Raw genomic sequence first — 15,521 nt, 5'->3', positions numbered from 1 at the left:
AATAGACGTCATGTCTATAAATGTTGATACAGTGTTGCATACGTTTTTGCCGCGGTTTCCCAACTAAAAATAGTTTGATTCATGCCATCAATTTGAGCTTGTTGCCACTGTTTAGGCATACTCCATAAGGTAAAGGCACGATTTATAGCCTGACGTAGAGAGTTAGCCGTCGCTTCATAGAAAACAAAACCCGTCGCTTGATGCTGCGCTAAATTTTCTAATGAACAATCATTCACCGTATCGGCTAATCCACCCGTGTGTCTCACTAAAGGTAGGGCACCATATTTCAAACCATATAACTGAGTTAACCCACAGGGTTCAAAACGACTAGGTACCATAATCACATCAGCACCCGCGACAACTTGGTGTGAAAAACTTTCGTCATAGCCAATATGAACCGCTACATTTTGCGGATATTGTTGTTGTGCATGTAAAAATGCCGCTTCAAGGTGACTATCGCCTGTACCTAATAAAATAAACTGACCACCTTGTTCAACGATATCAGGGAGCGTTTCAATCACTAAATCGAGCCCTTTTTGCGAAGTTAAACGACTTACTACTGCAAAAAGAGGGGCATTATTGTTGACGGGCAAACCACATTTTTTCTGTAATGCAGCTTTGTTTTCTAAACGCTTATTCAGGTTTTTAACATCATAACGACGCGTAATTAAGCTATCTGTTGTAGGATCCCAAACCGCTTCATCAATACCATTTAAGATGCCACTTAATCGCTGTTCATAAGCGCGTTGACATAATAGTCCCTCTAAACCGTAACCAAACTCGTGAGTCGTTATCTCTTTGGCATAAGTTGGGCTGACTGTCGTAATGTGGTTAGCATAAAAGAGGCCTGCTTTTAGGAATGAAATTTGTCCGTAATATTCCAATCCATTAATTGAAAAACTGCCATCAGGTAATTCAAGTTGATGCAGATGATAAGGTGAAAATTCACCTTTATAAGCCAAATTATGAACAGTAAAAACAGATTTTGCGGCGTAATGTTTAACTTCGAGATAAGCACAAGCGAGTCCTGCATGCCAATCATGGGCGTGAACAACATCCGCTCGCCATAAGGGATCTAATCCCGCAGATAGCTCACTTGCCACCCAACCTAATAGGGCAAAACGAAAAACATTATCACCATAAGCATGTTGATGTTGATCGTGATAAGGACTACCTGTACGTTGATAAAGATGAGGTGCATCAATAAGATAAATATCAACACCTTGGTATTGCCCGTAAAGCAGAGAAACATGACCTGCAAACGTATCAATATTAGTCACTAATTTGAGATCAGGAATATTATCTTTGATCGCCGGAAACGCAGGAATAACAACCCGCGCATCTAAACCTATCTTCTTTTGAGCTAAAGGCAAAGAGCCCATAACATCAGCTAATCCCCCCGTTTTTAGTAGAGGGAATAATTCAGAACAACAGTGAAGGACATTCACGAAAATGCCTCCTCATTTTGAGGTTTTTGTTCAGCACTTGTCTCTGTTGGATTTTCTTTACATGCTAATTGTTCAAGCATTTCTCTTGTTACAAGTACGATACCTTCTTCAGTGCGGTGGAAACGTGCAGCATCTTCTTCTGCATTCATCCCAATAACGGTACCTTCTGGAATTGTACAGCTACGTTCAATAATACAGCGCTTTAAGTAGCAATGATGACTGACTGTTACATCCGGTAAAATCACCGAATCTTCAATATGGCAGAAAGATTCAACGCGCACTAATGGGAATAGAATAGATGAATAGAGCGTTGAACCATTGATAATACAACCGTCAGCAATCAGCGAGTTCATCATTTGTCCATGTTCACCATGGTTATCTTGAACAAACTTGGCTGGTGGCAACGGTGTCATAAAGGTGCGGATTGGCCAATCTTTTGCATACATATCAAGCTCTGGTGTTACAGAAGCTAAATCGAGGTTAGCCGCCCAATATGCTTCAATGGTTCCTACATCGCGCCAGTATGGTGGTACTGAAGGATCAGAGCTGACACAAGAGAGTTCAAATGGGTGAGCAAGAACATCACCACGTTCCGTGATTTTAGGAATGATATCTTGGCCAAAGTCATGGTGTGAGTTTGGATCACGGCTATCTTCTTCTAATAAATCAAAAAGATAATCTCTATCAACCACATAAATTCCCATACTTGCTAATGCGTGCTCAGGATCATCAGGAATACAAGGTGGATTTGATGGTTTTTCTAAGAAATTGAGTACTCTACGATTTTCATCGATATCCATAATACCGAATTGGAATGCATCTTCTTTAGGAACACGAATACAAGCGACGGTGAATTTTGATTTGTTTTCAACGTGATCAAGTAATAAACGCGCATAGTTCATTTTATAAATATGGTCACCCGCTAAAATCACGACATATTTTGCTTTGTAGCTACGAAGAATATCGAGGTTTTGATAGATCGCATCAGCGGTACCCATATACCAATGTTCGGTATTACGGCGTTGCTGAGCCGGTAATAAATCAACGAACTCATTCATATCTTCGTTGAAGAATGACCAACCACGCTGAATATGTTGAACTAAAGAGTGCGACTGATATTGCGTGATTACACCAATACGACGGATCCCTGAGTTAAGACAGTTTGATAGCGTAAAGTCGATAATTCGAAATTTCCCACCAAAGAAAACCGCCGGTTTTGCACGTTTTGAAGTCAATGCTTTTAAGCGTGTACCACGACCTCCCGCTAAAACGAGTGCAATTGCCTCTTTAGGAAGTTGTTGTGCCAACATTAATTTTTGGCCTTGTTCTGTTGTCATCATAGTTATAGCACTCCAATCAAATTACTTAACTTGGGAGGAAATAATGGGTAATTTTTCAGTAGAAGACTGAGTATAAAAAACGCTATTTCGCCAAAGGGTGATACTGTTAGGTTGTATTTCACAATGTTGGGATTGTGTTGGGTGACAATCAGGCCAGCTAGCCGTATCAAGCAAGCAAGACCAAGACCCTTCAGGTAAAGAAAAAACAGCGCTGTTTCTTAATGGGTTAAACATTAAGATCCATTGTTGCGCTAAAAGAAGTTGTAATGGTGAGGGGGGAAGTTGTTGCCAATCTTCATGACTCATAGGTTGAGCATTCTGATTTAACCAAATGATATTTTGGCTATCTTCTTCCCACCATTTAAGCGAACTTAAAGGTGTAATTTGGTGACGTAATTCAATAAGGTGGCGAATGTAATCAGTTAAGTTGTAAGGCTGTTGAAACCATTTGATCCAACTGACTTTATTATCCTGACAATAAGCGTTGTTGTTACCATATTGCGTATTACCCACTTCATCACCGGCGAGTAAATGAGGTGTTCCTCTAGAAAGCAGTAAAGTTGCCAGCATGTTCCTTGTTGCAAGCAATCTGTATTGACTTATTTTTTCGTTAACGATCAAACCTTCTTCACCAAAATTCACACTGTAATTGGTGTTATGTCCATCTAGGTTTGATTCTCCATTCTCCTCGTTATGTTTGTTCTGATAACTCACTAAATCCCGTAATGTAAAGCCGTCATGGCTCGTTATCATATTAACGCTAGAATAGGGCGGCCTGTCATTTTTGTGATACCGCTTTGCAGAGCCCGTAATATTGTCTGCAAATGTCGCAATAGAGACATCACGCCATAACCAAAAACGACGAATAACATCGCGATAGCCATCATTCCATTCTGTAAATGGAACAGGGAAATTACCAACTTGATAACCATCAGAGCCTAAGTCCCAAGGCTCTGCGATAAGTTTGATACGTGACAGTAATGGATCTTGTCGTATCGCTGTCAGTAGTGGTGATTGAGTATCAAAATAAGGAACTCGACCAAGACTTGTCGCTAAATCAAAACGAAAACCATCAATATGAAATTCTGTCACCCAATAACGCAGGCAATCCATAACCCACTGCACTGTTTCAGGGCGATTTAAATTGAGTGTATTACCACACCCCGTCCAATTTTGAGCTTTATTTTCGTCGTTTAGCCAATAATAGCTTTGGTTATCAATACCACGTTGCGAAACAATATAACCTTCAAATTGATCACTTAACTCCGCAGTATGGTTAAATACCACATCTAAAATTACTTCAATATTGGCTTTATGTAGGCTTCTTACCGCTTCTCGAAATTCATCAATAATATTCCGACCTGAATTAGAATAATATTGAGTCGATAAAGCAAAAGGCGCTAATACGTTATAACCCCAATAGTTTTTTAAACCGATTTTATGGAGATGTGGCTCTGTTAAATGATATTGAATAGGCAGTAATTCTAATGCCGTAATACCTAATTTTTTCAGATGTGAAATAAAAGCAGGGTGCCCTAATGCGGCATAAGTACCCCGTAATTTTTCTGGTATTTCAAGATGTAGCTTTGTCAGTCCTTTTACATGCCCTTCGTAAATAATGGTTTCTGACCACGGCGTATTTAAGCGCGGATAAGAGTTTTTTTCTTTATAAGAATGGCTATCATCTGTAATAACTGCTTTCGGTGTAATTGCACTATCATCGCGCTCTAATGCATTAAAAACAGGGGAGGTGTAAGGTAATGTATTATCAACAATACCTGTCACCTGTTTTGCATAAGGATCTAATAATAGTTGCTGAGGTTGATAGAACAATCCTTGCTCTGGATCCCATTCACCTTCTACACGATAACCATAATGCAAACCAGGGCCTGCGCCGGGCAAATACCCGTGCCAAATTGCACCTGTTTTACCTGGTAACGGGTAGCGGATCTCTTTGCCAGCTTTATCAAACAGGCAAAGAATGACTTTAGTGGCATTTTCACTAAAGAGTGTAAAATTGACTCCATAGCCATCATAATGACTGCCCATAGGAAAAGGGCGACCATAATCTAAAGACATATTAATCCTTCAATCTTAAATACAGCGTCGCAAGCGGAGGTAGCGACAATGACAAGGCGTGAGGCTTGCCATTAAATGCACTGGCGGTTGTCTCTATTTCACCTAAATTTCCTACATTGCTGCCGTTATAAAACTCAGAATCACTGTTGAGAATTTCCTGATAAGCGCCGGCTTTGTTTACACCGACAACGTAATTGTGATGAACAACGGGAGTGAAATTACTGATAACAATGATTTCATTGCCTTGTACATCTTTACGGCAAAAAGCAAAGACCGAGTTATCGTGATCATCAACGGTAAGCCACTCAAAACCTTCGCGTTCAAAATCACATTCATAAAGTGGAGCATTAGCTCGATAGGAAAGATTCAAATCTCGTACAAAGTGTTGAACACCTTGATGTGGGCTATTTGGCTCTTCAAGAAGATGCCAATCTAAACTACTGTCGTGGTTCCATTCACGCCATTGTGCAAACTCACATCCCATAAATAGCAGCTTTTTGCCGGGGTAAGCCCACATAAAGCCGAGATATGCACGTAAATTGGCAAACTTTTGCCAATCATCACCCACCATGCGACCAATCAACGAACCTTTACCATGCACAAATTCATCGTGAGAAAGAGGCAGAACAAAGTTTTCGTTATAGGCATAGAGCATGCCAAAGGTCATCTGATTATGGTGAAATTTACGATAAATAGGATCACGTTGCATATAAGCTAACGTGTCATGCATCCATCCCATATTCCATTTATAATTAAAACCTAAGCCCCCCTCATCAGGCGGTAAAGTAACACCCGGGAAATCGGTGGATTCTTCAGCGATTGTGATAGTATTGGGGCAAGTTGTACCCAGTAATTTGTTGGTATGACGAATAAAATCAATGGCTTCTAAATTCTCACGTCCACCATGTTTGTTTGGGATCCATTCGCCGTCTTTTCGGCTGTAATCGCGATAAAGCATTGATGCAACCGCATCGAAACGAAAACCATCTAGCGCAAAATGCTCATGCCAATACAATAAATTACCAGAAAGATAATTCAGCACTTCATTGCGCCCATAGTTATAAATCAAAGTATTCCAATCGGGATGAAAACCTTCACGTCTATCTGCATACTCATAGAGTGATGTGCCATCAAAATTACGTAAACCGTAATCATCTTCTGGGAAATGACCGGGAACCCAATCTAAAATGACGTTAATTTCTGCTTGATGTGCCGCTTCAATAAAATCGCGGAAATCCATCGGAGAGCCAAAACGGCGAGTTGGTGAATATAACCCTAACGGTTGATACCCCCATGAACCATCAAAAGGATGTTCATTAATAGGGAGCAACTCAATATGAGTAAATCCCATCTCTTTAACATATGGAATTAACTGTTCTGCTAATTCACGATAACTTAACCAACTTTGATCGTCAGTATGCCTACGCCATGAACCTAAATGAACTTCATAAATAGAGATAGGTGCATTGCGTTGATTCGCTTGCTGACGCGATAATGGCATTGGTTTGATTGGTGGTAATGTATTGATAATTGACGCAGTTTCAGGACGTATTTGTGCTTCAAAAGCATAAGGATCAGCTTTTAATCGACGTTCACCATTCGCATCAAGAATAGAATATTTATAGCAATCACCAAGATGAGCTTGTGGAAGGAAAAGTTCCCATATTCCACTTTCACGACGTAATCGCATTGGAAAACGTCGTTCATCCCAGAATGAGAAATCGCCTACAACACTTACACTTTTTGCGTTGGGGGCCCATACAGCAAAAGTAATACCATCGATATCACCTAGTTTTACAGGGTGTGCACCTAAGCATTGGTAAGGGCGTGAGTGATGACCTTGCGCTAAAAGCCAAATATCCATTTCTTGCAATAAAATGCCAAATTGATAGGGATCATCAACGACACCTTGTGCATTTTCCCACGTTACATCTAAACAATAACTAAAACGACGTTTACGTCGAGGGATGGCGCCACAGAAAAAACCACTAGGATGTTTACGCTCTAGTGTGGCCACTTTTCGGCCATTCTTTCTATCGATGACACTGACTGCAACTGCACCTGGCAAAAAAGCACGAACCTCTAAACCCGCCGATGTTTCATGCATACCAAGAAGTGCAAAAGGATCAGACTCATACCCATTAATTAGTTTTTCTATTGTTTTTTTTGTCACAGCTACAGACATCTCATCGTCCTTCGTTGTCAGCAAATAAATTAATAAATTTTATATATAAACATCAGCATAGAACGTTAATTTAAGTTAAACAATAAGTGTTTATAACTGATTATTTAAAATAAAAATAATTTACATAGGTTAATGTACTTGTTTGATGATTTTAATGAATTGAATTTAAATAAGTTTAAGGGGTGGGGTAGAGAAAGATCGCGAATTATAAAAACAGCACAATTAGCGTTTTTACCTATTCATAAAAGGAAGATTATCATTAGATATTTTTAATAAAATAACGGGTAAGTCGTTTTAAAAAGTTTAATTAATAGGATTAAAATCGTCATTTCCATGAAAAATAATCACTTATTTCATTAGTGAAATTAACTTTTCTGTTGAGTAAGCCATTGTTCAAAATCAAGATGTGTTTTAGTTTTTTGTACACCTAATGGCGTTAAAGCGTAGTAACTCATCGGTGCAATTTGGATATCTGGAAATAACACTTTTAACGTACCGCTGTTTATTTCATTCGATAAAATTGAAACAGGGCCAATGCCGAGGCCTAATCCTTCAATAATAGCTTGAAGAGAAATATGAAAGTGATCAAAGCGATAGTGACGTGAGAATGAGCGCTGTGTATTGAGATGAGTTGCCATTAACCATTGCTGCCAATGCCCAGGACGAGTTAGCGTATCGATAACAGGACTGTCAAAAATGTCTTCATATTTAGTGACACTGTAACGTTTTAAGAATTTTTCAGAAGCAATTAAACAATGTTTATCTGCTAAAAAAACAACAGATGAATACTCTTGTTGCTGAGGTTGAGGGCGAATAATCAGATCATCATGGCTAATCAGATGAAATCGCTCGCTATTTGCAGAAGCAATTTGGATATTCGCAGTAGGATATTGAAGGTAAAAATCCTCCATTCGTGGAATAAGCCATTTTAAACAAAGTGTTGTCGGAACACTGATATTTAAAATATCATTTTTTCCACCATTACCATAACGGAAACCAATATCATTTAATTTATCAAAAACGTCACTTAACTCTTGTGCCAGAGTCAATGCATAAGGAGTCGGTACTCGGCGTAAACCTTGTTTATTGAATAAAGTGACACCAAACCATTTCTCTATAACTTGGATATGGCGACTAATCGCACCATGAGTGACACATAATGTCTGTGCGGCTTCAGTATAACTTTGGCTATGGCAAGCGACTAAGAAAGCACGCAATGAAGGTAATGGAGGAAGATTTCTCATCATAATTTTCTCATTATAGTTTATTCATCATAAATAAAGCGGCTTTCTGATTAAAACTCACAATACTGTGACATTTTATCACAGGTAAAAATAAAGAAGGCAGGTATGATACTGCGTCTTTAACGTATTGAACTTAAAGGATGATAATGAGTTTTATCGCAGTTATTTTATTGGCAGTATTGTCTGGGGTAATCAGTGGCGTAGTGGGAACGGGCTCTTCTATTTTATTAATTCCCGCTTTGACCTATGTGTTTGGTGCTAAGGAAGCAGTACCTATTATGGCATTAGCTTCAGTGATGGGAAATTTATCGCGTATTTATTTATGGCGTCACAGTATTCATTTTAAACCACTATTTTATTATCTGTTACTCGGTATTCCAGCCGTTGTTCTTGGCGCGAATACATTATGGATAATGCCTGAAAAATGGCTAAATATTGGTATGGGGCTGTTTTTTATCTTGATGATCCCCATGATCCACTTATTACGCAAACATCAAATCAAAATGAAAACCTACCAAGTTATTATTGCTGGTGCAGTTATCGGGTATTTAACGGGAGTAGTGTTTTCCACTGGGCCATTAACTATTCCCATATTCTCTGCATATGGTCTGACATTAGGACCATTACTTGCGACTGAAGCTGCTGCCTCATTTGTTATTTATCTCACCAAAGCCCTGACATTTAGCCAACTTGGTGCAGTTAATAGCTTTATCTTAATTAGCGGGGCGTTAGTAGGTTGTGGCTTAACTGTAGGAAATTACCTTGGTAAAAAACTGGTATTAAAACTGACACCAAAACTTTTTCAATGGCTATTAGATGCCATGCTGATTTTTGCTGGTGGTTCACTGCTATTTAATGGCATTTATGCTTAATAAAATGCAAGCTGCACTTAATGGACTTAAAAATACCGTTAATTTAAGTTAATTAACGCTAGAATAAGGAAATAAATATTGATGTTTATCTAAACTATTTTATTTCAAACTCGGAGCATCACAATGACAGAATACGAAAAAATGGTATCTGGTTATCTTTACCATGCCAGTAAAGATAATAGTTTAGAGCCACTTAGAGTAAAAGCGCGTGAAATTATTTATGATTTTAATATGACGCGTCCTTCTGACGTTGAAAAGAGAAAATCATATTTAAAACAGCTTTTAGGAAAAACCGGCGATAATTTTACTATCGAGCCGCCATTTCATTGTGACTATGGTCAGTTAATTGAAATTGGTGAAGCGTTTTACGCTAATTTTAATTTAACGATATTAGATTGTGCACCAGTAAAAATTGGACACAATGTGATGTGTGCGCCTAATGTCAGTCTTTTAACTGCAACTCATCCGATTGATCCTGAAATACGTGGCAGTGAACTTGAATATGCATTACCTATTACTATTGGTAATTCAGTATGGTTAGGTGCAGGGTGTATAATTTTACCTGGTGTAACTATTGGTGATAATTGCGTTATAGGTGCAGGCAGTGTAGTAACAAAATCTATTCCGGCTAATTGTGTCGCTGTTGGAAATCCTTGTCGTGTGATAAGACAAATTAGCGATAAAGATAAACAAGATGCTGAGAAAAGAATGAGTCTTTATTAATATTTAAAAAATAGGCTCAACAAGCATGATTGAGCCTATTCATATTGCTGCTTTTATTCTTTAATAAAACTGAGATAGTTAAAGAGCGATTTAAAACCAAACTTACGATAAAGTGCTAAACCATCTGCGGATGCATCTAAGAAGCAACGTTCAACGCCTTGTTCACGGCAAAACTCTAAAACATGCTTAATCAAATGTGTCGCATAACCATTACCTTGATAGGCAACATCAGTCCCAATATCATCAAAACGCGCTAATTTATCGTGTATTGTTAACGTCAATGAAGAGACTGGCTGACCATCAACTAATAGCGCGTAATGGAAAATAGCTGCGCCATTATTTAATGCTTTCTGGTGATAACGAATATATTCATTAACAATTGTATCATCACTATCATCTCCCACTGGGAACGCCGTTTTTAATGGATGCGCCCACTGTTCAAGATTGTGATTGGTTAAAATAATATCACAAGGATTATTGCGGTAAGATGGAAATACCGCCTCCGATAATGTTAAATACATTGCGGTTGTCATGCCATCACCAGTATAACCTGCATTTTTTATTATTTCTTCAAACTCAGGCAATAATGACTCTGGTAATACCAAAATATGATCTTTTTTCTGCGAAGTAAAAAGGGTACTGGCTTGCTGGAATGAGCTTTCTGTTGCACCTTGGCGCAAATAAATAAAGTTAAAAATGGCAGCATCCATTGGTGTCATAAAGCAGTGAGTATGATCACCAATACGAATATTATTTTCACAAATTTCTGACCAAAAGGCTTTTTCTACTATTTTAAATTCTTTATACAGTTGTGCATCCATAATGGTTCTCTAGCTGAATCGTGATATGCGATAAGGCGTTAATAGAGGTTCTGCTTTCTCGTAAATGAGTTCTTGTGCAACTAATTCACATAATAAAGGTGACAATGTCACGGCAGCGTGCATAGTAACAAGATATAATCCCTGATAAGGAGATATTTCTCCAATAATTGGCATTTCATCTTTAGGTATAGATCTTTCACCAACCATAAACGGTTCAATCGTTAGTTTACCTGTTTGCGTAAAATTATCATAAAAAGTCGCTTGTGCATGTCATGCAATGTGCTCAGGGTGATGTTCATCACTATTATCAATGTAATCTTCAGTTGCAATAATCTCATTTTGAGTAAAGTGACGTACAAGATAAAAATAAAAAACAACACAGAATAATGGTTTTGGTAAATATAATCTTTTTTATTCCCTCTCTTTTTGTGCTAATTGACTCGCTAAATACCAATAAAAAATACTTATTTTTCATAAAATTAATGAGTTGGGCTGTTTTAAATTTAAAAGTCACATATCGTTCAAGATCACAAAAAGAATAATGAACCATAACAAAAAACAAACAATAGGATATTGAATTTTAAATCATGCAAAAATGCAGTTTTTAACTCCATTAAAGTTGGTTTGTATGGATATTAAATCTGTATAAAATTTAATTTCAGCATCATACTATAACCAATGTTTAAACTGGTTTTTAAATCTAAACTTATATACAAAAAAAGACCTATAAACTGCTTTTTATATTAAAAAGCAGAGTAATTAACTTATCTTTATCCAGTATTAAGATTATTGTTTTACAAAAAAATTATTGTGGATATGATAGCTCACATATTCAGCATGTTATTTTTTAAAAAAAGGCGTCGTATGTTAGAAAGTATCGGTATTTCAAATATTTGGACATACCTTTTAGGCGTTATTTTTATTACTTTAGTTCCAGGTCCAAACTCGATTTTCGTCCTTACTTCCAGTGCGAAGCATGGCGTAAAAGGGGGGTATAAAGCCGCTCTTGGTGTTTTTACGGGTGATGCATTATTAATCTTTTTGGCATTTTTGGGGGTTGCTTCATTAGTCAAGACTTCACCCGTCTTCTTTATTGTCATTAAATATGCTGGTGCTCTTTACTTAACCTACTTAGGGTTGAAAACGTTATATGCAACGTTCCAAAAGAAAAAAGAGACGCCAGAGCAAGTATCTGAAGTAACTGTAAAAGCAAAAGATGGTCTTTATGTTAAGGCGTTATTTTTGAGTATGCTTAACCCAAAAATGATTATTTTTTATGTTTCTTTCTTTATTCAGTTTATCGATCCTAAGTATGAAAATGCAGGTGTTCCATTCTTTGTATTAGGTGCGATTTTAGAAACATGCAGTATGCTTTATTTATCAGTTCTTATTTTTGGCGGTGTTGCTATTACTAATAAAGTAAAACATAACAAACGGTTAGCTTCATTATCAAATAGTTGTATTGGTGCAGTATTCTTGCTTTTTGGGGCCAAACTGGCGTTAACTGCATAATCTTTTTTTAGCTTAAAAAGCCACTTTTAAAAGTGGCTTTTCTTTGTTACAAACAAGTAACTATCTTAATAGGTTATTTTATAACGACTTCTAATATTGAGTTGTATGTTTCTGTTTTAATCACTTTATTAATTTTTAAATCTGCTTGATCTAATAATTCAATAAATTCTTCTTCAGTACGTTCCCCCGATTCAGGGAATGCACTCATACAAAGAATATCCATATACTTAGCAACGTCGGGAATGTTCTTTTTAAAGATAACAGGTTCAATAATAAGTATTTTAGAATCTTTCTTCATGGCCTTACGAAAGTTTTTAAAAATTTTAACAACACTATTACTATCCCAATCATGGATAATATATTTAATTAAATAGACATCAGATTCAGGATAATCTCCAAATAAATCACCTGGTATTAATTTCCAGCGACTATCATCACCTAATTCGACGAGTTTTGTTCTTTCTAATACATGTTGACGATCAAATAACTGTCCTTTTAAAGTCGGGTTTTCTTTTAAGACTTCTAATAATAATCCACCTAGTCCACCTGCTATATCAGTGACAGTTTTATTTTCTGGAAACTTATAGTGCTTAATAATAAAATAATTTTCTATTTTTGATAAAGAGCTCATACCTGATTGAAAATCATGATCTTCTCTTACATTCTCTTGCCAATATTGATAAAAAGACATGCCATATAAATTTTCAAAAGCGGGGTTGCCTTGGACTGATTCAATAACATCCCCCACTGGACGCCATAATGTTTCATTTGTTAACATCAATACTGCATCACGTAAACTATATTTATGGTCACTTAATAAAAATTGTCCTGCGGGAGCTAAAGAGTAATAAGATCCCTCTGACTCATAAAATACACTTTCAGACGCTAACATTCTTAATATTCTATTTAAAACATAAGGTACTGAATTTGTTTTCTCTGCAAGTTCATTAATGTTTTTAGGTCCTTCTTTTAATAAATCTGCAATTTTTAATTTCGCAGCAACTCTTAATGCGGCAGGAATAGTAAAACACATTGATTTTTTCATTAAATCTAATGCTGCTGATTTATTATTTAAGTCTAAATTATCATTCATAATGCAACACCCTATAATATACAATATAGTTAAAAGAAAAAATTGAATATCAAGATTAAATAACAGTTTCCAATATAGTATAGATTGTTTTTTTCTTTTGGTAACTTTATATTTAAATGGATATTTTAATTTCTATTTAATTTATTCATTATTGTTTGTGATTATTTTTATTATTACTTTTTAAAATTAAAATAATAAAAAAGCAAGGAATGGAGTGCATCACACTTTTGTTTTCACGTTATACTGTTTAAGTATTTTATTAAAATGGGGTGATTATGTATTTTCAGTATGGTGAAAAAGAGATAAATACATTAAAAAAACGCGATAAGCGCTTATCAGAACTTATTGAAAGAATAGGGGAAATTAAGCGTCCATTAACACCTGATCTATTTACAGCATTAGTTAAAAACATTATTGAACAACAAATTTCGGTTTCTGCTGCTATAACCGTTAATCAGCGATTACTCAATTTATGTGACGGTATTTACACACCAGAACGTATCGCAAAATTATCAGAACAAGAGATACAACAGTGTGGAATGACTCTACGTAAAGCTAATTATATTATAGGCATTGCTGACGCCGTTATTTCAGAAAGATTAGATTTAAATAAAATTCCTGATATGACAGATAAAGAGGTTATTGATACTTTAATTCAACTAAAAGGTATTGGGGTTTGGACAGCAGAAATGCTATTGATTTCTTCACTTAATCGGCCAGATATTTTAAGTTGGGGAGATTTAGCTATTCAACGCGGAATTATGCGTCTTTATCGTCATGAAACATTAGATAAAGCACGCTTCGAACGTTATCGAAAACGCTATTCACCCTATGGTTCCACTGCATCGCTTTATCTATGGGCATTATCTAAAGAACCAGAGTAATTGAGCAATAAACGGAGTTTTTTATTCATTATGTTTATCAATAATAACCATAATCCCGCATTTACAGGACTACCATAATGGAAAATAAACATAATCAACTTATTGAACAAGCCTGCCGTTTTATTGAAAAAAATAATGGTGACGTGTCGCTGACCTGTATTGCAGAGCATGTTATGGCAAGCCCATATCATTTCCATCGCTTATTTAAATCAACGATGGGGATCACACCAAAAGATTATGCTAATGCTTATCGTCAAAAATTAATAAAAAAAGCGTTAATTCAAGATGGCAGTATTACAGATGCGATTTATCAATCAGGCTTCAATGCAAATAGTCGTTTCTATGAAAATGCAACAGCAATATTAGGAATGACGCCAACAAATTGGCGCACCGGTGGTAAGAATATTACCATCTTTTTTGCTATCGCTCAGTGCTCTTTGGGAAGTATTCTTGTGGCGCAAAGTGAAAAGGGGATTTGTGCCATTATGTTAGGGGATGATGCAGAACTGTTATTAGACGATTTGCAAAAACAATTCCCTCTAGCTGAATTAATTGGTGCAAATGAAGAGTTTGAGCAAATCATAGCACAAGTCATCGGCTTTATTGAATTACCTAAACAACCCTTATCTTTACCTCTTGATATCCAAGGTACTGTATTTCAGCAAAAAGTTTGGCAAGCATTATTAGATATTCCTTTTGGTAGCACTATGACTTACCAAGAAATTGCCGACAAAATTGGAGCACCTAAAGCATATCGCGCAGTTGCGAATGCCTGTGCTGCTAATAAGCTAGCAGTTGCTATTCCATGCCATCGTGTTATTCGACAAAATGGTGAGTTATCCGGTTATCGTTGGGGAATTGAGCGTAAGGCCAAGTTACTTCAGGCGGAGGCTTTAAATAACATTCCAACGGGTAAAAAAGAATAAAAAAACCGTTATTGCATGATAAGATAATCAGCAACTTATCAATAAATTTATGAGTCAATATTATGTCGGCAATACCAACAGAAATTACTTTTTTTGAACGTTTAATTCCTTCCATTCTTGAGGAAAAAAAAGTGATTACTATCCGAGATGAAAGTGAAAGTGATTACAAACCGGGAAGCATTGTTGAATTATTTGCTAATGAACATCGTACTCATTATGGAAAATTGAAAATCATAGCAGTATCACCTTTGTGTTATGACGATATCAATGAGTATCACGCGCAACAGGAAGGTATGACACTTCCAGTATTGAAAACGCTTATCAAAGATATTTATCCGACAACACAGTCTTTATATCTTATTGAATATCAGTTAGTAAAATAAGAACATATAAA

The 15,521-nt window shown here is 36.5% G+C and carries 14 protein-coding genes; 6 read left to right on the top strand and 8 right to left on the bottom strand.

The window, feature by feature from the left end:
- Positions 1 to 14 precede the first annotated feature (14 nt).
- The 5 genes from glgA to B6258_RS11670 form a co-directional block, all read right to left on the bottom strand.
- Positions 15 to 1,448: a glycogen synthase GlgA gene (gene glgA, locus B6258_RS11690; protein WP_099075398.1), complete on the bottom strand. Its 1,434-nt coding sequence runs from the start codon at positions 1,446 to 1,448 to the stop codon at positions 15 to 17.
- A complete protein-coding gene (gene glgC, locus B6258_RS11685; protein WP_099075397.1) occupies positions 1,445 to 2,788 on the bottom strand; it encodes a glucose-1-phosphate adenylyltransferase in 1,344 nt (447 codons plus the stop codon). The genes glgA and glgC overlap by 4 nt, the downstream gene beginning before the upstream one ends.
- A gap of 21 nt (positions 2,789 to 2,809) precedes the next feature.
- Entirely contained in the window at positions 2,810 to 4,867 is a 2,058-nt protein-coding gene (gene glgX, locus B6258_RS11680; protein WP_099075396.1) for a glycogen debranching protein GlgX, read from the bottom strand.
- Between the two features lies 1 nt (position 4,868).
- Positions 4,869 to 7,052 carry a 1,4-alpha-glucan branching protein GlgB gene (gene glgB, locus B6258_RS11675; protein WP_099075395.1) on the bottom strand — a complete coding sequence of 728 codons (2,184 nt, stop codon included), beginning with the start codon at positions 7,050 to 7,052 and terminating at the stop codon, positions 4,869 to 4,871.
- A gap of 365 nt (positions 7,053 to 7,417) precedes the next feature.
- Complete coding sequence (locus B6258_RS11670; protein ID WP_099075394.1) at positions 7,418 to 8,299, bottom strand: LysR substrate-binding domain-containing protein; 882 nt, start codon at positions 8,297 to 8,299, stop codon at positions 7,418 to 7,420.
- Positions 8,300 to 8,442: 143 nt separating this feature from the next.
- Between B6258_RS11670 and B6258_RS11665 the strand changes: the two genes are divergently transcribed.
- Both B6258_RS11665 and B6258_RS11660 read left to right on the top strand, forming a co-directional pair.
- The gene (locus B6258_RS11665) at positions 8,443 to 9,168 is read left to right on the top strand and encodes a TSUP family transporter (RefSeq protein WP_164996163.1); all 726 of its coding nucleotides are present in this window, start codon (positions 8,443 to 8,445) and stop codon (positions 9,166 to 9,168) included.
- 123 nt (positions 9,169 to 9,291) lie between these two features.
- Positions 9,292 to 9,891 carry a sugar O-acetyltransferase gene (locus tag B6258_RS11660; protein WP_099075392.1) on the top strand — a complete coding sequence of 200 codons (600 nt, stop codon included), beginning with the start codon at positions 9,292 to 9,294 and terminating at the stop codon, positions 9,889 to 9,891.
- Positions 9,892 to 9,944: 53 nt separating this feature from the next.
- Here the strand turns inward: B6258_RS11660 and B6258_RS11655 are convergent, their stop codons facing one another.
- Entirely contained in the window at positions 9,945 to 10,712 is a 768-nt protein-coding gene (locus tag B6258_RS11655; protein WP_099075391.1) for a GNAT family N-acetyltransferase, read from the bottom strand.
- 9 nt (positions 10,713 to 10,721) lie between these two features.
- On the bottom strand, positions 10,722 to 10,919 hold the full coding sequence (locus B6258_RS11650) for an FAD-binding oxidoreductase (protein ID WP_099075390.1): 198 nt from the start codon (positions 10,917 to 10,919) through the stop codon (positions 10,722 to 10,724).
- Positions 10,920 to 11,576: 657 nt separating this feature from the next.
- Here B6258_RS11650 and leuE point away from each other — a divergent pair.
- Entirely contained in the window at positions 11,577 to 12,224 is a 648-nt protein-coding gene (leuE, locus tag B6258_RS11645; RefSeq protein ID WP_099075389.1) for a leucine efflux protein LeuE, read from the top strand.
- Between the two features lie 73 nt (positions 12,225 to 12,297).
- On the opposite strand, the gene B6258_RS11640 is transcribed toward leuE, so the two are convergent.
- Positions 12,298 to 13,317 (bottom strand): ArsR family transcriptional regulator, encoded by a 1,020-nt coding sequence (locus B6258_RS11640; protein ID WP_240531573.1) that lies wholly within the window; start codon positions 13,315 to 13,317, stop codon positions 12,298 to 12,300.
- 275 nt (positions 13,318 to 13,592) lie between these two features.
- Between B6258_RS11640 and B6258_RS11635 the strand changes: the two genes are divergently transcribed.
- From B6258_RS11635 to yqfB, 3 genes are all read left to right on the top strand, one after another.
- The gene (locus B6258_RS11635; RefSeq protein WP_099075388.1) at positions 13,593 to 14,201 is read left to right on the top strand and encodes a DNA-3-methyladenine glycosylase family protein; all 609 of its coding nucleotides are present in this window, start codon (positions 13,593 to 13,595) and stop codon (positions 14,199 to 14,201) included.
- Between the two features lie 77 nt (positions 14,202 to 14,278).
- Complete coding sequence (gene ada / locus B6258_RS11630; protein ID WP_099075387.1) at positions 14,279 to 15,127, top strand: bifunctional DNA-binding transcriptional regulator/O6-methylguanine-DNA methyltransferase Ada; 849 nt, start codon at positions 14,279 to 14,281, stop codon at positions 15,125 to 15,127.
- 62 nt (positions 15,128 to 15,189) lie between these two features.
- Positions 15,190 to 15,510 (top strand): N(4)-acetylcytidine aminohydrolase, encoded by a 321-nt coding sequence (gene yqfB / locus B6258_RS11625; protein ID WP_099075386.1) that lies wholly within the window; start codon positions 15,190 to 15,192, stop codon positions 15,508 to 15,510.
- Positions 15,511 to 15,521 lie beyond the last annotated feature (11 nt).

The organism is Proteus alimentorum, from assembly GCF_002607735.1.
Taxonomy (GTDB): Bacteria; Pseudomonadota; Gammaproteobacteria; order Enterobacterales; family Enterobacteriaceae; genus Proteus; species Proteus alimentorum.
Note: the sequence above shows the minus strand (reverse complement) of the source record. Positions and strands in the feature narration are given on the sequence as shown.

Excerpts from the sequence above, each read along its gene's own strand:
- glgC (WP_099075397.1), bottom strand. The coding sequence starts at position 2,788 with ATGATGACAACAGAACAAGGCCAAAAATTAATGTTGGCACAACAACTT.
- glgX (WP_099075396.1), bottom strand. The coding sequence starts at position 4,867 with ATGTCTTTAGATTATGGTCGCCCTTTTCCTATGGGCAGTCATTATGAT.
- glgB (WP_099075395.1), bottom strand. The coding sequence starts at position 7,052 with ATGTCTGTAGCTGTGACAAAAAAAACAATAGAAAAACTAATTAATGGG.
- B6258_RS11670 (WP_099075394.1), bottom strand. The coding sequence starts at position 8,299 with ATGATGAGAAATCTTCCTCCATTACCTTCATTGCGTGCTTTCTTAGTC.
- B6258_RS11665 (WP_164996163.1), top strand. The coding sequence starts at position 8,443 with ATGAGTTTTATCGCAGTTATTTTATTGGCAGTATTGTCTGGGGTAATC.
- B6258_RS11660 (WP_099075392.1), top strand. The coding sequence starts at position 9,292 with ATGACAGAATACGAAAAAATGGTATCTGGTTATCTTTACCATGCCAGT.
- B6258_RS11655 (WP_099075391.1), bottom strand. The coding sequence starts at position 10,712 with ATGGATGCACAACTGTATAAAGAATTTAAAATAGTAGAAAAAGCCTTT.
- B6258_RS11650 (WP_099075390.1), bottom strand. The coding sequence starts at position 10,919 with ATGGTTGGTGAAAGATCTATACCTAAAGATGAAATGCCAATTATTGGA.
- leuE (WP_099075389.1), top strand. The coding sequence starts at position 11,577 with ATGTTAGAAAGTATCGGTATTTCAAATATTTGGACATACCTTTTAGGC.
- B6258_RS11640 (WP_240531573.1), bottom strand. The coding sequence starts at position 13,317 with ATGAATGATAATTTAGACTTAAATAATAAATCAGCAGCATTAGATTTA.
- B6258_RS11635 (WP_099075388.1), top strand. The coding sequence starts at position 13,593 with ATGTATTTTCAGTATGGTGAAAAAGAGATAAATACATTAAAAAAACGC.
- ada (WP_099075387.1), top strand. The coding sequence starts at position 14,279 with ATGGAAAATAAACATAATCAACTTATTGAACAAGCCTGCCGTTTTATT.
- yqfB (WP_099075386.1), top strand. The coding sequence starts at position 15,190 with ATGTCGGCAATACCAACAGAAATTACTTTTTTTGAACGTTTAATTCCT.